Raw genomic sequence first — 21942 nt, 5'->3', positions numbered from 1 at the left:
GAGGCCTAAAAAATCCCGGCTTCAGACCTCACGCGCGCTTTGATCAATCCCAGGCGGGAGCGAAATCGGGATTGGCAATACGATCATTGCGATCGAGGGCATTAATGGCTTGCATATCGGCATCACTCAATTTGAGCTCTAACGCCTCTAGGTTGGATTGCTGATGCTTCTTTTTAGTGGACGAGGGAATCACAATAATACCGCGCTGGGCCACCCAGGCCAGCGCCACCTGCGCGGCAGTGGCTTGGTGCCGATCGGCTATTTCCTGCAGAACCGGCTCGTCCATCACCTTGCCCACGGCCAACGGCATATAGCCGGTAACGGTCAAGCCCTTGTTCTGACAGTGCTCGACGAGCGCGCTGTTAGACAAAAATGGATGCACTTCAATCTGGTTGGTGATGATATGTTCCCCGCCGGGGCACGCCAGCGCCTGGTCCACCTGCGCTTTGGTAAAGTTCGAGATTCCTATGTGACGGGTTAAGCCCTGTTCACGCACTTTATTCAGCTCGCCAATATAGTGCTCCATAGGCACCTCATCGCCGGGTGATGGCCAGTGAATCAGCAGCAAATCGACATAATCAGTGCCGAGTTTTTCCAGGCTCGCGGCAATACTCTTTTGCACCCCATCGCCGGCGAGATCCTCAACCCACACCTTGGTGGTAATAAATAATTCCGAGCGCGGCACCGAGCTGTTTGCCAGAGCTTTACCAATGGCCGCCTCGTTTTGGTAAAAGCTGGCGGTATCGATATGACGGTAACCGAGCTCCAGCGCCGAACTTACCGATTCGATCACCACATCTTCTTGCAGGCGAAAGGTACCCAGACCGGGTTGGGGTAGAATCTTATCTGCAGACATTTTGCCTCCTGAACTTTAGGGAACCTTAAAAAAAACCATTAAACGCACTGAGAGTGACAAGCTCAATGGCGATTAACAATTCTTTTGGCGTGGGACAAAAAATAAACCGGCCTAAGCCGGTTTATTCACTGTTGGAGCGGACTAAGGGTTATCGCTGGAAGCGCCCACCACCACCGCCGTGAAAGCCGCCGCCTCTGGGCATCGAGCGCTGCATCCCGCGCTGGCGGGACTGAAAATCGCGGTTGAGCCCGGAGCGATCAAAATTGGACGGCGAACGATTGTTGCGATAGTTGTTTATCTGCTGGCGATCAATGTCCGGACGCTGATAGTCCGGGTGTGACTGTTTGAAATCCGACGCGCGCTGCTTGACCTCGGGGGAGGACAAACGCTCGCTCGCCGCGGGGTGGTTAGCGCTCCACTGGCCTTTGTCGCGCACCTGCCAGTTGTCGTCTACCCGACGGGCAACATTGCCATTGCGATCGGCAAACACATTGTTGGCGCGTTGAGGGGCTGGGCGCGCCATTTTCAGCTGATTGCGGGCCACCGCAGGCTTGGCGTTGCGAGCGCGGTTTTCGGGACGGTGGTAGACGCTCTTGTTGCGATTAACCAGCTGCGGATTTTTGCCAATACGGTTATTGATCACCGCGCGGTTGCCAATATTCACGCTATTGCCAATGTTGATATTCCCGGTATTAATAACTACCGGCGGGCGATGATATCCGCCGCCATACCAGCCATTGCAGCAGCCCCAGGGCCGATAAGGCCCGTGCCAGCCAGCATTCCAGCTGGCACCAAAGCTGAAAAAGCCATTACTCCAGCTCACCCCAAAGTTCCAGCCAGTCCAGGGGTTGTAACCCACATGAAAGCCCCAGGTGGGCGGGCGCGGATAATAGTAATTACCCCAATAAGGCGGGTAGTACCAGCCGGTGCCGTACACGGGCACACCATAGTAGGGAAAGGACCACATATAACCCGGGGTGTAGCCCACGTAGACCACCTCGGGGGTGGACTCGTACACATGCACATAGGTGGTGTTGTATACCGGCGAGCTGGGTGGAATTTGCTGGATTTTGTCATCGGGAATGGAATCAGCCACGGCCCAAGGGCCTTTTGCGGCATCGGACTCGAACCACACCCCGTTATCGACAGCGTAGTAGTGGTTATCGATTTTTAATACCTGGGCACCGGTATTGACCGCGTAGGCGACCTGGGTACCCGGAATGCTTTTAAATTCGGGCGCACCGTCGTAGGTAACCTCAAGGGTGGCTTCGCTGCGTTTAATAGCGGCAGTTTCGGGGATATAGGCGTCGGTCACAGCGTCATCCGCCTCGGGGGTTCCGGCCACCGAGGTGCGTACCCCGCCGATATCCGAGTCGGGAGGAATCTGGGCAAAGCTGTCGGGCAGCTCGTCGGCGCGCACAAAGCTCCAGGGCCCGTCCTGCTTGGCGGCCTTAAACCAGCGTCCGGACAGCAGGACATACATAGAACCGCCGGCTACATCGCGCAACCAGGGGGTTTCGGTATTGACCACATAAAGCAGATCGCCACCGGGTAAGCTTTTCCACTCGGGTTTGCCGTCGGTCACCACCAATTCAGAGGGCTGAGTTACCGTCACAATTTCGGGGGGCTGACCGTTAGCGGCCTGCTCATCGGCTTCTTGCGCCGGCATCATTTTCTGTAAGTCAGCGGGAGGATTACCGGTGAGCGTCCAGGGGCCAAGGGGGTCGCTGGCGCTGTACCAGAACTGGCCGCTGGAAAGATAATAGGCTTGCGAATTTTTTTTGCGCGCGACGGCAAACGGGGTATTTAACGCGCGCTGGTAATCACTATTATCGACATCGCTGAAACGCGGCTCGCCGTCGTACATCAGCAATACCGCCAGATGATCGCGAAATAAAATAGCCGGGGCGTCGTTCTTGAGATTACTCAGGCTTTTGCGCTCCAGCTCGGCGCCTTTTAAGCTGGCACTGAGAGCGGCGGTATCAATCACAAAGCCCGCCTGGGGCAGCGCCGCCTCTACCACCTGAGTAAAGCGTGACTCGTTGGCGTCGGTGGAATCGGGCCAGGTGACCTGGGTGACTTTCATATCCCGCACAATGGCCTTGCCGGTGCTGGCGTTGACATCCAGCTTGGCCGAAAACCAAAAAGCGCCGAACACCGGTTCGTCTTGGTTTTTGAGTTCCAGAGACATGGCCGCGCGACCGGTTAAAAGATTGCCAGCCAGCTTTTCCGGCTGAGGTTGATACACCACAATGGTGCCCTCGTCGGCCGCAATTTGCTGGGGCCACTCCACCGCGTGTACCGCCAGCGACCACACCAGCAGACACACCATACCCAATTGCCCCACTACCCTTTTCAAGCCAGTCATACCGCCTCCTGCCAAACGTATGATACGCAACAACGCGCGGGCTATAACCATAGCGCCACCGACCTAAGTTTGCCACCATTAATACCTGTTGGGTCGTATTTTGCGAACGGCATTAGTGGCTGAGCGTTATCAACCTGGCAGTAGAGTAGATCGTCCAGTCTAGATTGCGATCTCCCTTGAAATGCTGGCGTGCGGGCCCTCGCGTCGCAGCGGCACACCCATACAGCGCCCGACCAACCCAGCTCAATTTATGGCCAAGCTAATCGTCAAAAGCGTTTGAACACTCGAATCCGCATGTCGGCAGTATCCGACAGGACACCCCTATCAAGCAAGCGCTGCTGTTGCTGAGGATTGGTGCTCCAATAGTGGGGAGTCATGGTGAGTAAGTTGTAAATCTGCTCGGCAGAATTTAGCTCAATCGCAAACTTGACCCCGGTCGAAGCAATTTCGGTAAACGAGGGCAGATAATCTTCCTGCTTCGCGGTTTGGTAGGGTCGCACCTGTTCATAGAGCCCGGCGCGCAAAGCGGGCAAGTGATTATTCCCCGGCCCCACAAAAATCACCAACCCACCTGGGCGCAACACCCGATAGAACTCGGCATCGTCGACCCGGCAAAACACTGACAGCACCGCATCAAAATACCCACTTTGATAGGGTAAATCATTGACACTAGCGATACACCAGTCGAGGTTTTTATCCCGTTTACAGGCGGCAATGATCCCCTCCTTTGAGATATCCATACCCGCTACCTCCAGGCCCGCCCGCGCCAGTCCACAGGCATAGTAGCCCTCGCCGCAACCGGCATCTAACAACCGGGAAACACCATGCTGCACACAAAGCTGCGTAATTTTCTCCAACAGCGGCTGATAGTGCCCCTGAGATAAAAACGCGCGCCGGGCGGCAATCATCGCTTTGTTGTCACCGGGATTTTTGGAGCGCATTTTGTGCGACAACAGCAAATTGACATAACCTTTTTTAGCCATATCAAAACTGTGCCCCTGTGGGCACGCGAACTGCGCCTGTTGCGCCTGTAAAGGTGCCTTACACACCGGACACACATACATAAAGTCTCAACCCGCTTTGCTATGCCGCCCACATTGGCAGCTAAATCAGCAGTAGTATATGATCGGGGCTTCCGCCAATAAAGTACAAAAGGTTTCCTTCCATGGCCACTGCCACCATTATATTTTTGGTTATCACCGGTTTTTTCGCTATTCGCGGCTACTTTAACGGCTTTTGGGGGTCGCTATCACGCAGCGTCAGCTTTATCGGGGCCTACGGCGCGGCCTTCTATTTTAGTAAAGACGCGGCGGCCCTGGTAAAAGCTCACACCCCTTTGGAGGGTGCGGTGGCCTATTTGGCGGGCAGTATTGGCCTGTTTGTGCTCGCCATGTTCGGCCTGCGTCTGATTTTCTGGCTGCTTAAACAGATGATGCCCGGCTCCAATGACAAGCCAGGCACCGTATCGCGCGTGGGCGGCTTACTTATTGGCGCACTTATCGGCGGTTTTATAGGCCTTTTGCTGGTTTACACATTAGACATTTATACCTCGGCAAAAGAGCTTAAAGCCGACGCCATCGAAACACCTCCACCGCCTGCAAACAATGCCATAAGCAAGGCCGCCAAGCTGACCGTCAGTAAATCCGCCGGCGCGCTAATGGCTCTGTCGGGCGTCAGTGACAACAGCATCCAGTTAAGCGAAGCCTTTATCTCTGACCCGGTCGCCAATATGGACCGGGTGAATCGCGTAACGCAAAACCCCGACTTAAAAAAGATGCTGGATGATCGGCGCACTCAGCGCTTGCTGCGCCGTGGCGAGATTGATGAACTGATGCAGGTGCCCGAATTCAAGCGTCTGATTGCCGACCCTGATATGAAGTATTTAATGCAAGCCTCGGGGATGGATATTAACGATAAAGACAGCGCCCGCGAGACGGCACGCAAAGTGTCTTTGGGCTGGCAGCGTATTGAAGTGATGAAAAACGACCCCAGGGTGCAGGAAATTATCAACGACCCGGAATTTCAACAGCAGCTAAACGCTTCCAACAAACTGGCCCTGTTAACCAACCCCAAACTTAACGAATTGGCAGGCATCATTTTTGAGGAAGGCAGTGATAACCTGGCCACCTTAGAGCAAGACAGCCAGTACAGGATTCGCACCATGGAAAGCGGCGAGGATGCCACGGTAAATGAAGACGAGGCCGGTACCATTTACCGTTATACCGATAAAAACGGCAATGTACGCTACTCGGACCGGCCGGTGGAAGATTAGTAGGCACTGTATTGCTAAGCAATTCAGTGCCGTTAAAAGTCAGTCCTTAATCCGGCTGACTTTACCGTTTTCAAAATAAACTATTTTAGTGTTAAACCGCGAGGTCCAGTACTTCCACTGATCATCGTCAATGGAGTAGGTTTCATGCGCGGGTGGATAGCCTCGCGCCATTAGTACGGCCTCTTTGCTCATGCCCACTTCCACCTTACCTTCGGCAATGGCTTCGCGCTCAGCGGCACTGAAAGAATCTAGGCTTACGGTGTCGCGACCGAAGTAACGCTTAAAGATCTCACCCATCTCTTCGCGGGTATATTTTTCAATATTCACCAGCGTTAGCTCGCGCCCGTTCTCCAGCAAGCTAAACTCCACATCTTCTCCGCCAATATCGCGAACCTTTACCGCCGTGTTAACGGGAATTAAGCGATCTACCCCATAGTTAACGGTTTGGTGCTGGTCTTTGTAAACCCACATATTCAGTTGGGTGTAAAAGGTTTGCCCCTCACTGCCCGCCAGCTCTTTAGGGGCGCCCGATGAGCAACCCACCAAAAGAGCCAACAAACCAAAACCAAGCCATCCGATAAAACCTTTCATAGACATTCTCCTTAATTGTGTGCCGAACTTTAGTCGAGCCGGGTTACATTGGCAAATCAGCGTCCGTCTCAGACAGTTCCATCAACTCACTGGCCAGCATCAACAAGGCACCACTGGCAAAGGGGGCGGCATTATTCGGGTCAAAACCATGAGGCCCCGCCCCTACCGGCTGCACCTGGGTCAGCTTGCCGTTTTCCAGAACACTGTCGCTTAGCGCCGCCCAGGTCTTTTGCACGGCGGGCAAATAAGTCTCGGCGGGCAATAGCCCCTGGTTAATACCCGAGGCAAACCCGAAAGCAATAAAACCACTGCCGCTGGTCTCGCGGGCGTTATGGGTATCGGGGTCCAATAAACCGGGGCGCCACAGGCCATCGTCCTGCTGCGCGGCCAAAAACGCCGCCGACATTTCCTGAAATAAGGCTTTATAACGCGGGTAATCCGGATAATCCTGCGGCAGGTGTTCCAGCACCTGGGCCAGCCCCGCAATCACCCACGAGGTACCGCGCGACCAGTGCACGGTTTTACCGTTTTGCTCGCGCACATCCAGATAGGACTCATCGCGAAAATACAGACCGATTTCGCTGCGATACAAACGCGCCGTGGTCGCCCACCACTCGCGATTCATAAAATCCAGATACTTATCGTCGCCCGTGGTCTCCCACATTAACACCCAGGCCATGGGCCCCATAAACAGCGAATCGCTCCAACTCCAGCGGTGGCGGCTGTGGCCATAGCCCCAATCCAACGAGTGGCTGGGTGGATTTTGCAAAATGTTATCCAGCCACTTTTGGCTCGGGGTCAACATGGCTTTATCGCCACTGTCCTGATAAAGACGAATCCAGGCCTGGGACACACAATAATCATCGGCATCAAAGGGATTGTTATCGCGCGGGGCGAAGTCCAGCTCGCGGCCACGCTGGGTCAGCCGCGCTTGTAATTGCCCCTGGGGAAGATAGGGGTCCATATCCAACATACCGATATACAGCGGGCACACGCCCCACCCCTGAGGATGAAAGTGCCAGCCATCGGGCATATTCGCCCACTGCCAATCGGCCACTCGCAGCGCCAGTTCGCTCACCTGACTCGGGTCAATGGGCTTGGGCTCTTGGCGCTTTACCTCTGCCGTATCACCCGCTGCCTCACGCGCCTGATGGGACTCCCAGTCGGGTTTAAACATCAGCACATCAATCGGTGCGCCGGCGCTACCGGCACCACGACTGTCATCGCCATCCAGCTGTCGCACGTTTTGCACCAGTAAATGCGCCTGCTTTAGTCGCGCCCACTGGGCCGGGTCATTATTTGGCTCCCAGGCGCCCACCGACTGATGGGTTAAAAAGCGCTTGTGCCACTCGGGCTGGGTTAAATCGTTTGCCGTGGCAATAATGACTCGCCCACCGGCGGTGTCGTCGCGGTAAATAATATGCGCCCAGCTTTTATCCCAATCGTACTCAATCAGCAAGCTAGCGCGCGAGATTGGCGGACGTTTAGTGCCCCACCCCGCTAAAGTGAAGTTTTCACCGGCGGCGGGGCCTTTAAGGGTCGTCCAGCCGTTATCGCTCTGGTACACCAAATGAAACGCTGGAGGCTCTCCCTCGGCGGGGGACCAGTAAGAAACCATGTAAGGCTTACCCAAACGGTCGGTCGCCACACGCGGCGGATTCATTAAATTGGTTTTTTGCGCTACCGCAGCGGCCACTTCGGCGGTTTGCGCGGTTATCGGCAACTTGTAGGGCTTTGCGGCACTGTTTTGCCAGGTCTGTCCGCCATCGGGAGAATAGGCATACAGTAAGTCGTGGTTGCTGGCCACATCGGGGGTTTCGCGCCAAGTCCAGGCCAGGTGCAGCCCACCCTGGCTGTCGACGGTTAAATCCCAATAGGCACTACGCTCACCTTCGCCGCTGATTAAATTGTTCTGCACCCGCTGCCACTGGCCGGTTTTAATGTGATAACGGTTGAGGACGAGATTCCCTTTGCCCGAGCCGCCGTCTCGGTAAGAAAGCAGTAAATCGCCCGAGGGCAGACGCAAAAATTGCGGATAGGTGACACTGGATTGACGATTATCCAGCATGGACGCGCGCTTGAGGCTGAGCGATCCGGGCTGCTCGCTAACGGCGTAATTGAGTGGGTTGTTGTGATGATCCCAGGCGAGGTGCAAGTAGCCCTCGCCATCGACGATTAGGCTGATGCTGTTGTGGGCGTCTTTGACATTGCCACTGAACGGCGTCACCGACCTATCCCAATCATCCTCGCCCAGGCGACGCTTGGCCAACACCAGCTTGGCGTCAGTGTTATAGAAAGCCGCGTACTGGTGCACACTGTCGGTGTACAAAGGCTGGGCTCCGGCAACCACATTGACCGAACTTCCGGCGTAGGCTTCAGCGGTTAAAGGTACTAAACGCGCAGTGCGGACTGATTCGGTGTCGTCAGCTTTTGCCTGCATTAGGGTAAGCAATACGGCAAGTAAAATGGCGCTGCGTACCAGCATAGGTTTGATTCGGATAGGTTTCATTGCTCCGCCTTTTTATATATAAGGGCACCTCTATTAATCCAGAGTTGCCTCTGGCTTTCAGGGCTTTCCGAGATCAAGGCGGCTTTGCGACGTCGGGCTGGTTGCCCGCCGAGTAAAGCCAACACAGAGATCGGGAAGCCCTGAAAGCCCCGAAGGGCGCGGCCAAAACGCCCATCCGCTGTGTTGCTCTTCTTGCTAAGGGCTACGGCCATTAGCGGCGAAGAGCGCCGTGCGGAGTGAACGTTTTGGGCTCGCGCAGAGACAATTCTGGATTAATAGAGGTGCCCTAAAATTTTTATAATACTAATTATAAAGAGCCGGGTATTAAGGGTAAATCGTATGACCATAAAAAAACCCGCGTAAAAACGCGGGCTTTTTTCCAGGCTTTATCTCAAGCCACGGGAGCAATCCATTACGGCAGCAGGTGTGCAACCGCATCGCGCTCTTCGGCCAGTTCTTTCTCGGTGGCTTTCATGCGCTCTTTAGAGAAATCGTTGGTCTCTACGCCCTGCACAATTTCCCAGTCGCCGTTTTTGCATACGCAAGGGAAAGAGTAAATCAGGCCTTCTTCGATGCCATAGCTGCCATCGCTGTAGATACCCATGCTCACCCAATCGCCTTCGGCACTGCCCAGGGCCCAGTCGCGCATATGGTCAATGGCGGCATTAGCGGCAGAAGCGGCAGAAGACGCACCGCGCGCTTTAATAATCGCGGCGCCACGCTGCTGAACGGTGGGGATAAAGTCGTTTTCGTACCAAGCCTGATCAACCAGACCCATGGCATCGGCACCGTCAACGGTGGCGTTGTGGATGTCCGGGTACTGAGTGGCCGAGTGGTTGCCCCACACCACCAGATTTTTGATGTCAGAGATGGTTTTGCCCGCTTTCTGAGCCAGCTGAGTCAGGGCGCGGTTGTGGTCCAGACGCATCATCGCGGTGAACTGACGGGGGTTAATGTCCGGCGCGTTGCGCTGGGCAATCAGGGCGTTGGTGTTGGCGGGGTTGCCCACGACCAGCACTTTAACGTCGCGCGAGGCGTGATCGTTAATCGCTTTACCCTGTACGGAGAAAATTTCAGCGTTGGCCGACAGCAGATCTTTACGCTCCATGCCCGGGCCGCGAGGACGCGCGCCTACCAGCAGAGCGTAATCGGTGTCTTTAAAAGCCACATTGGGGTCATCGGTGCAAACCATACCGGCCAGCAGCGGGAAAGCGCAGTCGTCCAGCTCCATGGCTACGCCTTTAAGCGCTTCCAGAGCGGGCGTAATTTCCAGCAGTTGCAGAATCACGGGCTGGTCTTCACCCAGCATGGCGCCAGAGGCGATGCGGAACAGAAGTGAGTAGCTGATTTGACCAGCGGCGCCGGTGACGGTAACTCGAACGGGTGCTTTCACGATAGATCTCCGTAGTTTGCAGGTGGCCGCGGGATGGCCGCTGCCCGCCTGTTATTAGGTTAGAACCGCTACTGTGAATTGACAGACCCGCCTGAACCCCACTTCCCAGAACACGGTTGGCTCCGGTATCGGCTCAGGCTGAGCATGCGGGATAAATCCGCAGCACGGCGACGGGCGGGTATTATAGGCTATTGAGAAAAAATTTCATCTATTGGTGGGGGGGAGCGTCTGAAGTCGGATGTCTGACGTCAGACGCTGAACAACAATTGCGCTTTGTTGTATGGCTTCTCGAAAGGAGTCACAAATGGGGACACACAACAAAAAAGCGTCTGACATCGGACCTCCGACGTCAGACTGTTCAATTTACTCCACCGGCATCGCCATAAAGCTCGCTGCCTTGCGCTCGGCGTTGGTGCCGGGCTTGCCCAGGGTCAGGCTGTCGCCATCGGTCATCAGGTATACCGAGCTGTCATCCAGCAAACGGTAAGAGCTGCCGTGCCCGGCCAAACCGTCCACTTGCGTGAAGGTCGCGCTGCGGGCGAAGGCATCGGTGCCATCGTGACGCTGGATGCTCAACTCACCGTCCCGGTTGCTCAGGTAGTAGCCCATGCGGGTTTCCGGCTGGAAGGAAACCGTGTTGTCGCCTTCTACCAGCGCTGCCAAATGCCATTGGAAGTTCCAGCGATCGTCGGCGTTCAGCTCATCCATTGCCACCGAGGCATCGTCGTCGTAGCGCATGTATTCGTCCGTATCCGCCACGCTTTGCAGCGCCTGGGCGGCGTGGGTAATACCCGAAGCCGTGGGGGTAATTTTTTGAATGCTGCCGTCTGGGTTGTAATTTAAGTGCTCGATGGATACCGAGCGACGGAAGTTACCGCCAGTGGGCAGTGCAGCGGTGTGATAAATAAAGTAATCATCGCCTTCAAACTCTAAAATTGCCTGGTGGCTGGTGCCGCTGTCTTCCAGGGTGTCCATAATCACCGCCTGAAACTCCCAGGGGCCGGTGGGACTGTCGCTGGTGGCATAGGCCAGCTCTTCGGGGTAGTTCATGGCGAAGGTTAGGTAATAGGTGCCGTTTTTCTCGTGCACCCAGGGCGCCTCGGTAAAGGTGCCGGGCATGTTCTGGATGTCTACCTTATGAATCTCGCCATCAAACTCGATCATATTGTCGGCGAGCTTGGCGTAGTACAAATGCGAGTTACCCCAGTACAAATAAGCTTCGCCGTCATCATCGATAAACACCGAGGGGTCGATGTCGTCCCAGCTGTGGCTGTGCTCAATCATATGCGGTGCGGGATCGGTTTCGTTGGGGTTGAGCATGGGCTTACCCAAAGCGTCCTTCCAGCCGGTGACCGGGTCGTCCGATACCGCGACCCCCAGGGTGTAGCCACCCAGCTCGTCTTCCGGGTCTACCCCGCGCACGGTGGTGTACCAGTAGAATTTGCCGTCATGCTCCACCGCCTGAGACGCCCAGGCTGAATCCGCCTCGGCCCACTCGAAAATAGTGCGCGGCACTTCGCCTTCTAAGGTCCAGTTTTCCAGATCGGTGGATGAGTAGATATTCCACTCGCGCAGAACAAAGAAATCGCCATCGGTGGCCGCCTCGTCATGGCCTACGTACAAATAAACCTTGCCGTCGTGCACAATGGCGGCGGGGTCTGCGCTAAAGCGCTCGGTGATAGCGGGGTTATCGGCCAGGGCGCTGGTAGCCCCCAGCAAGCCTATCAGGCTGGCACCCAGGGTGCGTTTCAGTGAGCTTGGCATTGTTGTTCTCCCAATGACTATTTTTATAAATAACGACTACTTATAAAATATAATAATACAAATAGAGCAACAAAAGCCAGCACCAACCAGTGCCAGGGATCCGAGGGCCGTTTTTCCACGCCCAAGCTTATAAATCGAGCTTGAGCCCCAGCTTATCTTGGTCGGTAATCGGACGTATGACTTTGCAGGGCACACCGGCGGCCACGACGTTGGAGGGAATATCCCGGGTGATCACACTGCCGGCGCCAATAATGCAATTGCTGCCGATGGTGACGCCTGGCACCACCGTGACCGAGCCGCTAATCCAGACGTTGTCACCGACACGTATGGGCAGTGAGCGCTCATAACCCGCCGCTCGCTCCTGGGCGTCGAATGCATGATTGGGAGTATAAAAACTGACGTTGGGCCCGATTAACACATTGTCGCCAAACGATACGGGGGCACAGTCCAAAATGGTACAGTTGGTATTCGCGTAAAAATTATCGCCCACGGAAATGTTGTAGCCAAAATCGCAATTAAAAGGCGACTCCACCCAGGGGTTTTCCCCTACCGAGCCCAGCAGTTGGCACAACAGCTTGTTGCGCTCATCCCGCTTGGAGGGCCGAATCGCATTAAACTCAAACAGGGCATCTTTGGCGCGCTCGCGCTCCGCCACCAACTCATCATCCCAGCTAATGTAGTATTCCTGAGTTAGCATTTTATCTTTATGGCTCATATCAACTCCTCACATTTACCTCGGTATAACACGCACATGAGTCACCTCGCCACTAGCCCTAGCCATAAGGAAAGCGGCGCACCCGTCGCGCAAAACGCAGAAAACAACACCAAGTATTGGTCACAAAGACCATTTGATTAAAGAGTTGATTCTCTAATACGGAAACACCGAGGCGCCCCACTGCCCCAACCGACATCAACCGCAACAGCAGGTGCGTTTAAGCGATAGCATCAGCCGCCACACACTGGTTGCGCCCCTGGGCTTTAGCGCGGTATAGGGCGGTATCAGCACGTTTAAAAAGCTCGTGGTAGCTCTCGTGCGGTGCGCGCTCGGCAATTCCAATACTCACGGTGACGGCCTGCGGCTTCAATCCGGCAAAAGCTTGCTGCGCAATATGCGAGCGTAACTTATCCGCCAATTCAACCGCCCCTTGCTGCCCGGTGCCGGGCAACAAAACAATAAACTCTTCACCGCCCCAGCGCCCCACGCTGTCACTGCTGCGCACACGGCCCGGCAATAGCTGCCCCAACTGCGTCAGCACCTGATCCCCCGCATGATGGCCATGAAGATCATTGAGTGATTTAAAGTGGTCAATATCCAACATCAATAACGTCAGCGCGGTATCGGGCCGGGTAAAAAGCGCCTCAATGGCCCGGGTGATACCGTGACGGTTTAGCAATCCGGTAAGCTGATCATGGTGCGACAACTCCCGATAGCGCTGACTGCGCTTGCGCTCGCGCAGGATATCGCGGCGCAGCACAAGCAGCCCGCCTACCCCCACCACCACCAAGGCCACCAGCCAAATGGCAATAATGCCGCCATACCACTGCTCTTTGCTGATCCAGTCGCCCAACAGCTCGACACTGTGCAATTGACCAATATGCTCGCCCTCAACCAGCGGATACGACAAATCAATGCCAAAAGCGGTAACGTGACTAAAATCAGGGCGGCTCAATTCGCGCGGCACTTGGTAGGCCGCGAGCCACCACTCGGCGACATAGAACTCATCCAACCCAATCACCAGCTCTTGGTTTAAAAACTCGGTGGAAATGTGAGTTTGCAGGAATTTATGGGTCTGCATATCAGCCTGGGTGGAAAAGCCTGGCTCGCGGTTGCGAAAGTAGTAGCGCAGCCACGGCGAGGCGCCCTGGTACTCCAACCGCAGGCGTATGGAATGAAACTGAGTTAAATCCACGCCTTCATAGGCATCGCTGCCCAGGTGCAGATTCATGCCGCAGAAAGAGCCATCTTGGGACTGGTGGACCATACAGCGCCAGCGCCGCGCCTCATAGTCAATAAACTCTACGCTGTTGGTGTTATCGGCGTAGATAAACGCCTGTGAATCCAGCTCCAGACGCCGCTCGGGCAAAAAATCATAGGCCAGCACTGCCAATACGGTGACCAATCCGCCCAGTAACAACAGCGTATAAATAGAGCTCAGCAATGAGCGCGGACGAGACGAGCTGCGTTGAAACGAATCGGGCATAGCGCCTCCTGATAACTGGCGTTTTATTCTATTCTGGCAATTCAGGTCCCGGCGACCAAGGTATGTGCCTGGCGGTAGCTCTTTATGGACGTTGAATATTGTGCCACAACCCTGCGCCATGAGCGAGCCATGTCCCCATAATAGCCGCTTCTATTGGCCGGGCAACACAAACACACCCGACAATGTGAATAGCCGTATAAATAAGAGTGGTAACACGCTCAAAGCCCCGCCTGCCTAAGAAACCTCTGAATAAGCCCTTACCGCATTCGGTCGACTCTTATCGGCACCCACTCCCAAATTTTGTTTGCCCCTAAAACGCAAAAAGCCACGCATCTGGGCAGGTGCGTGGCTTTGTATTGGCTTAGGAGCTACCCATTAATCAAAGCGGTAATTAACCCCCAGGGTGTAGTTACGCGGGGTGCCATAACGGAATGAACTGAACTGGCCCACTTGGGTGTAGTACTTTTCATCGGTCAGGTTGGCGGCGTTAAGCTGCAAGCTTAAGGCATCGGTAAAGTCATACCGCGCCATGGCGTTCACCAGGGTGTAGGCCTCTTGGGTAAAACGGTCGTCTTCGCCCGCGGGGTTTTCACCCTGCGAATAGGTTTCATTCTGCCAGTTGGCGCCACCGCCAATCATTAAACCCGACAAGGCGCCACTAAACTGATACGAGGTAAACAGCTTAAACTGCTTGGTGGGCATATCCGTATTTAGGTCGTTGCCATCGGCATCCTCAATATCGTACTGGGTATAACCGGCGCTGATGTTCCAGCCATCAACGGGCTGACCCACCACTTCAATTTCAATACCCGTGCTCTCGGCGCCCTGGGCAGCAATATAAGCGGTCTGCTGCTCCGGAGTGCCCTCAAAGTTGGTATCCACCTGGGCGAGGTTGTCCTGGCGAATATCAAACAGCGCCACGGTGGTCTGCAAGCGGTCGTCTAAGAAACGGCTTTTTAAGCCAATCTCAGAACTCTCCCCCACTAACGGCTCGAGAAACTCGCCATTCGCATCGCGGTTATTTTGCGGTTTAAAAATTTCCGTATAGCTGGCGTATACCCGGTGATTGTCGGTGACATCATAAAGCGCCCCGGCGTAGGGGATAAACTCGTCTTTATTGCCGTAATCTACCGTGCCGCTCCAATCAAAGCCGGTGCGCAACCAGGTAGCCACTCGGCCACCCACAATAAACTTGAGCTTATCGGTAACCGAAAGGCGGGTTACCCCATAGTAGCCACGCTGCTCGGTTTCGCTGGCCTGGGATTGGGTGCGCTCGTCGGACCACTCGGGCTCGTACAAGCCGCCCCACTCATAAAAGTTACCCACGTCCACACGGTCAAACCCGCCACTCATATCACCGCCCAGGGGTAGCTGGGTAAAGGTATCGGCGGACTGATCGCTGTAAAGCGCACCTAGGGCAAAATCGTGAACCTGATTAAAGAGCTGGTAGTCCCCCCTCAGCTGCACATCAATACTGTCTTGTTCGGACTCGCCGTCGCTGCGATAGCGCTGGGCATTCAACCCCGTACCGGTTTCTTTATCCAGCGAGCCATACACGTACAGCAACTTGGTGGCTTTTTCGTAAAACAGCTTATTGTAATTGGCATTTAACTCCCAGCCGTTGTTAAACACATGACTCAGGCTGGCGAAATAGTTGGTGTTGGTGGTTTCCCAGCGGTTCCAGTCCATTGCGGTGGTTTTGGAAACGTCCCAATCGGTTTTGCTGCCGTCCGAGAAAAACGTAGGCAGAGCACCCCAGACGGTACTTTTGGGGTCGCTGTGCTGGTAGCTGGCACCCACACGCAATAGGGTGCTATCGGTCAAATCTGACTCCAACACTCCGTAGAAAATGTTTTTATCGTCTTCGTAGTAATCGACGTGGGATTCGCCCTCTAGCGCTCGCGCTACCACCCGGCCACGCAGACTGCCGCTTTGGTTTAAACCGCTAGAGACATCCGCGGTGATGCGACGCTTATCCCAGCTGCCCACGGCAAAATCCACAAAACCGGTCAAATCGCGGCTATCGGCGTGCTTACGCACCAGGTTAATAGACGCCGAGGGGTCGCCCACCCCGGTTAACAGCCCGGTGGCGCCGCGCACAAATTCAATGCGCTCGTAAATGGCGGTGTCGGCGACCGTCTCACCCGAATCGCCCCCCAAACTCCAGGAGGTGGGCACCCCATCAATCTGGTAGCTGTCGATGCGAAAACCGCGCGAGTAAAAATTGTTCCGTACATTGTCCACTTCTTCGGAGCTAACGCTGACGGCATTGTTTACCGCCTCGAGAATCGTGGTGATGTTTTGATCCTGCATCCGCTCAAACGTCAAAATGGACACCGACTGAGGCGTTTCCTGCAAGGTTAATCCCAAGCCCGTGGCAGTACTTAACGTTTTTTCCACACTGTATTTGCCGGTAACCAGCATTTCTTCAATAGCGCCTTCCTGTGGGCCAGTGTGCTCGCTGGCAGAATCAGCAGAACTCTGCGCCAGCGAGAATTGAGGGTGGGAACACAGCAGCACAGCCGCTGCCAAGGGCAAGCGTATCGATTTCAAAAGGCACTCCAGACATCAGTAAATAAAACGGAGGCGCACGATAACATAAATAACAACTATTATCATTTGCTTCGGACATTCCCTTTCGACAAACCAATAAGTGGGCTCGCGGTTGACGCCGGGAGATCTCAGCAAGGTCACGGTTAACCAATTATTCATCCAAAAAACTGAAATAGAAGCTTAAGAAAAATCAACCCACGTCATGTTATTTAAACCTCAAGCCAAACACTTGGACTCCTGACCTTTGTCATTCGACTAATATTACTGCTTATTTATCAAAGAGTTAGCTTATAGCTTCGACAAGACCCTTTTTATACGACTAAATTTTAGCCAAAACCAGATACTTTCTCGGTCATTTGACTTGCATATGGTATTCAACTTGGTAGACAATATGTTCAGCCAACTACTTAGAATTGGGCGCCAAAAGGCGCTTACAGCAATATCAACAATAACGGCCCTGGAGGAACAAATGCGAAATAACAATAATCTCGCTATCAAAAAAACCAAGAAAACTGGCTTTAAACAGTCGCTTCTGGTCAGCGCGATCGCCACTGCTTCATGTGCTAACTTAGCTTTTGCTCAGCAAGAGCAAGATAGCGCCAGCCAGTCTATGGCACTGGAAGAGGTCATCGTTCAAGGTACTCGTGCCACCATCCAAACCACCATTGACATTAAGCGCAACTCCACCACTATTGTCGACGGCATGTCAGCCAACGACATCGGCGACTTGCCAGCACTGTCTATTGGTGAAGCTTTGGAAAACATTACCGGTGCCTCCTCGCACCGTGAAAACGGCGGCGCCACCGAAATCTCGATTCGCGGCCTGGGGCCGTACCTGAGCGCAACCACCTTCAACGGCCGTAACGCCAGTAACGGCAGCGGTGACCGTTCGGTTAACTTTTCGCAATTTCCCTCAGAGCTGATTAACGAACTCGCCATATACAAAACCCAAGATGCCAGCTTAATTGAAGGCGGTGTAGCGGGCTTGATTGCCCTTGAGACCTTAAGACCTCTGGACTACGACAAGCGCCGCTTACAATTAGACGGAAGCATTGGCTATCAACCCAACCAACAAAACCTGGAAGACTCCATGTCGGGCGATATTGGGTTTAAAGGTAGCGCCAGCTATGTCGATCAGTTTGACTTCGACAATGGTATGGCAGTGGGTATTTCTTTGGGCTACGAACAAAGCGACATTTCTCAGCCGGAATCTGAAATGCGCGCCTCAAGCCCCAGCGGCACCTCGCTGTTCGCTTGTATTAACGATCCCAGTGTGACCGACCGCGGTTACTACATGCCTGTGGCTGGCGACTGTGAAGACCCTCTGGAGGGCCCCTCTAACTCGGGCGACTACAACACCGAAATCAATCCCGAGACCGGTGAAGCCTATGACGCCGGCAAAGATTACGCGTTTGCCCCCAGCTCGAACAGCTACCGTCAAAATGACACATCTGACGAACGCGAAGCCTTTTTTGCCGCGCTGCAATTCCAGCCCAACGACAAAACCGACATCAATATCGACTATCAGCAATCAGAGCGGATCCAAGCCGAGAAACGCCACGACCTGAATTTTGCCAACCAAAAGCGAACCACTCCGGGGGTAACACCTGAGGCACTGGTGGTTACCGATGGCGGCGCTATTTTAAACTGGGAAGGTGAAAGCGCCATCGAGTCCAACAGCGAGCTGTATCGTCGCGACGAAGACTACACCGGCTATGGTCTGAATATAGCCTACGACATTACGCCCGACTTAACCGTTTCAGCCGATTACTCATTCTCTGAAACCACGCGCATTGAAAACCAAATGCTGCTGCGCACCCAGTCCGACGACTACGACCTGAACGGCGAGAACGTATCTACCTACCGCCCGATGGTTCAATGGGACACCGACTCAGGTATTCGTCAGTATGAAATTACCGGGTTTGATATTACCGACCACAATCTTTTCTCTGATCGCTGGCGCGCCAGAATTGACAGTGACGTAGATCGCACCAACACTATTGAAGCTTTCCGCGCCGACTTCGACTGGCGTCTGGACGGCACCATTACCGCCATTAAAGGTGGTTTCCGCGCCTCCGAGCTGGAATATCTGGATGCCGGCCCCACCGTTCGTAATGAGTTTGAAGTGACCGTGGGAGAGTATCAATTCCTGTCGCAAGTGAAAGATAGTTGTGCTATTGAGTTCCCCGAAAGCGACTTTATGGGAGCTGAGCGCGACGGCGCCCTGTTCACTATGCTTGACGACGAAGGCAATGTGGTTAAACAAACCAACAGCTGGGCAACTTTTGACACGGCCTGTGCCGTTAGTATGTTGGCCGATTTCGAAGGCGAGTCTACCGACTTCCCCGAAATGCCCGAGTCTAAGGCCAACACTACCGACGTAACTGAAACCACCAACGCCGCTTACCTGATGGCTGATTTTGACAGCAGCCTATTTAGCAAAACAGTTCGCGGTAACTTTGGTGTTCGTGTCGTACAAACCGAAGTGGAATCGATTGGCTATCGCACGCCCTACACCATTGCCACATCAGACGATGGCATTCTGTCTCTGGTACCCGTTGAAGGGGCAGATTTCGAACGTGTTGTGGGTGGTGGCGACTACACCGAAGTTCTACCCAGCATCAACGTAATTATGGACTTAACCGACGACTTGATGCTTCGCGGCGCCGTATATCGCGGCCTGTCTCGTCCAGAGCCCGCCGACATGAGCTATCAGCGTGGGTTTACCGTAAGCAGCGAAGAAGACATTACCGAGCTGGATGAACTGATTCAGAATGTGAGCGGCGACGGTAACCCGAACTTGCAGCCACTTACCTCCTGGAGCTTTGATGCAGCTATCGAATGGTATCCCAACCAGGACACCCTGCTGGCGTTCGGCCTGTACCACAAGAACTTCCAAGGCGGCTTTGAGACAACCCGCACCACCGAAGAGTTCTTGATTGACGGCCAGACTATTCCCGCGGACTTCGATCTGACCGAAACCAATGACGACACCAGCGCCCTGACCGGTATTGAGATTACGGCCACCCACAATTTCTCCTACCTGCCGGGCTTCTTGAGTGGCTTCGGGGTTAAAGCAAGCTATAACTACGCCGATTCTGACTTTGAGTTTGAAGACAGTAACTATGGTGACCTGACGGTACGAGACGATGAAGGCAATGTCGTGTACCAGACCGAGGGAATCGTAGAGCCAGGCAATGTTCCGGGCTTCTCGGAGCACGTATTCTCGGGCCAGCTGTATTACTCGGTAGGCGACTTTGATGCCAGCTTAATCTACAAGTACCGCAGCGAATACTTTCAGCCTTACACAAGCAATGGCACCCGCCTGCGCTTTGTGGGTGACACCGGAGTTTGGGAAGCCAAAGTCTCTCAATATGTCACCGACAATATTCGTCTGGACCTGAAAGCCATTAACTTATTTGATGAGCCTAAGCGTCAATACCACTACACCCGGGATTATCTGGGCGAGCTAAACAGCTACGGTCCGCGTATCTTCCTGGGCGCCAAAGTGAAGTTTTTCTAGTCAAGACCCTTAACCGCGCTTTGCGGTATTTACCTTAGCCCGCTTCGGCGGGCTTTTTTGTAGGTGTCAATAGCGGTGTCGACGCTGACTGATGCTCAGCGTTATTCTATAGGTTAAAAGACTTCCAGACCGACGATGACCCTCCCGTGCTCGAATTTAGTCGGCCGCAATGTCTGTTTCAGAGATTTCAAGCAACTCAGGGTATAGCCCCCTTAAGATCAATACCCGGGTTTACCGTCTACCCCAATATAAATATTTGTCCTCCCGGCCTCTAGGCCCCTTCACGAAGTCTATGCCCACAGATCCAATCAAACATAAAACCTGACCAACTCTTGCCAACAACTTTGTATCGACGATGCGGCATAAGGATCAGCACCGGTGAATAGGCAGCCGATCACGCCTTAAAGCGGTATAAGAGGCTTGATTGGGAGAATGAATTGATACAACAGAAATGATGGATAGTTGACACCGTAAAAGGTGGCACTATTGATTGGATCTTCGCGAAATAGAGATTCCTTTCGACCTTTACCATGTTATCCAGGGCATTAACTTAGGCCTTTTATGCCTCGCCCACGAGGCATTCCCTGCCCCTTTATATTCCATTGAGTTCCCGGGTAGAAAGGTTAGATGTTAGTCGTGAAAAACCTCAAGCGCGTAAAAGGACACCTGAGCATAATCGTCCTCTTCACCACTATTATTCTGATTGTAAGCACCAGCTTTGAAGTACATATACTGACCACCCTCGTCATAATTGCTTTGGCTCATATCGACTGATTTAGTAACCGTGGGCTTGCCGTCGCGATAAATAAACACGGTTAGAAGGTTACCTTTAACATCAATCTCGTAACTGAACCTCTCATCCAGCGCGATGCCATCTTCGGGGTTAGAGGCGTAGTTGCTCCGGCTTCCGATCATTTCATGCCAGGTGTCATCGCCGCCATTCAACTCATGGGCAAAATAAATAGAACCCTTAGTGTTATCGGGCAACTTGCGGTAATAAAGACGAATAGGTTCGTCATCATTGGCGTGAATTTGACCGACAATGACCCGACCAATTTGGTAGTCCTCACCGGTAGTGGAAACGCGATTAACAGCCAGTGTAGCTCGCATGTTTCCGTCCACACCGCCGGCGGCCGAGCGATCGGAAGCCGGTGCACTACCAAATACCCAGTTATTGCGGTTTACCCCCTGAGTATCAATATGGGTGTTACCTGCACGCAACATTTCCCGCAACTCTACACGGGTATAACTGGTATTGGTTGAGGTTTTAAACCCGGTAGGCCCGACTTTAAAGACCATCGCGCCGTCGTCACCAGTATAGAAATAACCTGGCAACTCAAAACCGTCGTTCAAATCGTCTTCTTTGATGTTATCCGCACGACCATTGGGGTCAAAGTCATCCACCGGCACACTGACATACCAGCGAGATAAATCAAAATTCTCGGAGGGAGGCTGACTCGGATCAAGATCGCCTATCTCGGGCGGACCACTTGGCTGCACAGGCGGTTGATCCAGCCCCCCGCAACCATGCACTTCAACCTCTAGAAGGCTGTTCCACAAGTTTTCCGAGTTGCCTCTTCCTATAATCCGAAAATAACGGACTTCGATTGGATCAAAACTATCGGTTACCAACTCTTCTGTTCCTTCAGCCTGCCCATTAGAAATCAGAGTGACCCAATTGCTATTGTCCGCAGAAGCCTCTACCTCGTAATACGCGGTGCGCTCATCGGCATTAAGCCAGGCCGTCTTAATCTGTGTTGCTGTGGCTTCAGCACCCAAGTCCAGAAGCAAGATTTTGCCATCCCCTTCGGATGACCAGCGCGATTCACTGTCAAAGCTGCCGTCGATTGTATTTTCGGGGCCATGACCGTCGTTAGTACCATCATCACTGGCTTCACTAATAATCAAGGCA

Annotated in this window: 13 protein-coding genes; 2 read left to right on the top strand and 11 right to left on the bottom strand. The window is 53.8% G+C overall.

What is annotated here, in order from left to right; all coding sequences use genetic code 11:
* Positions 1-43 precede the first annotated feature (43 nt).
* The 3 genes from dkgB to M6D89_RS02110 form a co-directional block, all read right to left on the bottom strand.
* Positions 44-856: a 2,5-didehydrogluconate reductase DkgB gene (gene dkgB / locus M6D89_RS02120; RefSeq protein ID WP_253966380.1), complete on the bottom strand. Its 813-nt coding sequence runs from the start codon at positions 854-856 to the stop codon at positions 44-46.
* Positions 857-1004: 148 nt separating this feature from the next.
* Complete coding sequence (locus tag M6D89_RS02115) at positions 1005-3224, bottom strand: carbohydrate-binding family V/XII (RefSeq protein ID WP_253966379.1); 2220 nt, start codon at positions 3222-3224, stop codon at positions 1005-1007.
* Between the two features lie 266 nt (positions 3225-3490).
* Complete coding sequence (locus M6D89_RS02110; RefSeq protein WP_336297528.1) at positions 3491-4288, bottom strand: putative RNA methyltransferase; 798 nt, start codon at positions 4286-4288, stop codon at positions 3491-3493.
* 101 nt (positions 4289-4389) lie between these two features.
* On the opposite strand from M6D89_RS02110, the gene M6D89_RS02105 reads away from it, so the two are divergent.
* The gene (locus tag M6D89_RS02105) at positions 4390-5496 is read left to right on the top strand and encodes a CvpA family protein (protein ID WP_253966377.1); all 1107 of its coding nucleotides are present in this window, start codon (positions 4390-4392) and stop codon (positions 5494-5496) included.
* 39 nt (positions 5497-5535) lie between these two features.
* Here the strand turns inward: M6D89_RS02105 and M6D89_RS02100 are convergent, their stop codons facing one another.
* The 7 genes from M6D89_RS02100 to M6D89_RS02065 all read right to left on the bottom strand — a co-directional run bounded on the left by M6D89_RS02100 (position 5536) and on the right by M6D89_RS02065 (position 16507).
* Positions 5536-6087 carry a DUF2845 domain-containing protein gene (locus tag M6D89_RS02100; RefSeq protein ID WP_253966376.1) on the bottom strand — a complete coding sequence of 184 codons (552 nt, stop codon included), beginning with the start codon at positions 6085-6087 and terminating at the stop codon, positions 5536-5538.
* 43 nt (positions 6088-6130) lie between these two features.
* Entirely contained in the window at positions 6131-8596 is a 2466-nt protein-coding gene (locus tag M6D89_RS02095; protein ID WP_253966375.1) for a BNR-4 repeat-containing protein, read from the bottom strand.
* 412 nt (positions 8597-9008) lie between these two features.
* Positions 9009-9989, bottom strand: a complete 981-nt coding sequence (locus M6D89_RS02090; RefSeq protein ID WP_253966374.1) for a malate dehydrogenase — start codon at positions 9987-9989, stop codon at positions 9009-9011.
* A gap of 363 nt (positions 9990-10352) precedes the next feature.
* Positions 10353-11753: a family 43 glycosylhydrolase gene (locus M6D89_RS02085; RefSeq protein WP_253966373.1), complete on the bottom strand. Its 1401-nt coding sequence runs from the start codon at positions 11751-11753 to the stop codon at positions 10353-10355.
* Positions 11754-11880: 127 nt separating this feature from the next.
* Positions 11881-12468, bottom strand: coding sequence for a sugar O-acetyltransferase (locus tag M6D89_RS17265; RefSeq protein WP_272496032.1), 588 nt, complete (start codon positions 12466-12468; stop codon positions 11881-11883).
* Between the two features lie 217 nt (positions 12469-12685).
* On the bottom strand, positions 12686-13954 hold the full coding sequence (locus M6D89_RS02070; RefSeq protein ID WP_253966372.1) for a GGDEF domain-containing protein: 1269 nt from the start codon (positions 13952-13954) through the stop codon (positions 12686-12688).
* A gap of 375 nt (positions 13955-14329) precedes the next feature.
* Positions 14330-16507, bottom strand: coding sequence for a TonB-dependent siderophore receptor (locus M6D89_RS02065; protein ID WP_253966371.1), 2178 nt, complete (start codon positions 16505-16507; stop codon positions 14330-14332).
* 469 nt (positions 16508-16976) lie between these two features.
* Between M6D89_RS02065 and M6D89_RS02060 the strand changes: the two genes are divergently transcribed.
* Positions 16977-20030 carry a TonB-dependent receptor gene (locus M6D89_RS02060; RefSeq protein WP_253966370.1) on the top strand — a complete coding sequence of 1018 codons (3054 nt, stop codon included), beginning with the start codon at positions 16977-16979 and terminating at the stop codon, positions 20028-20030.
* Positions 20031-20660: 630 nt separating this feature from the next.
* Here M6D89_RS02060 and M6D89_RS02055 read toward each other — a convergent pair.
* Positions 20661-21938, bottom strand: coding sequence for a polysaccharide lyase family 7 protein (locus M6D89_RS02055; RefSeq protein ID WP_253966369.1), 1278 nt, complete (start codon positions 21936-21938; stop codon positions 20661-20663).
* Positions 21939-21942: the final 4 nt, after the last annotated feature.

This window comes from Gilvimarinus xylanilyticus (assembly GCF_024195295.1).
Lineage (GTDB): Bacteria > Pseudomonadota > Gammaproteobacteria > Pseudomonadales > Cellvibrionaceae > Gilvimarinus > Gilvimarinus xylanilyticus.
The sequence above is the reverse complement of the archived record's forward strand: the minus strand, read 5'-3'. Positions and strand labels throughout refer to the sequence as shown.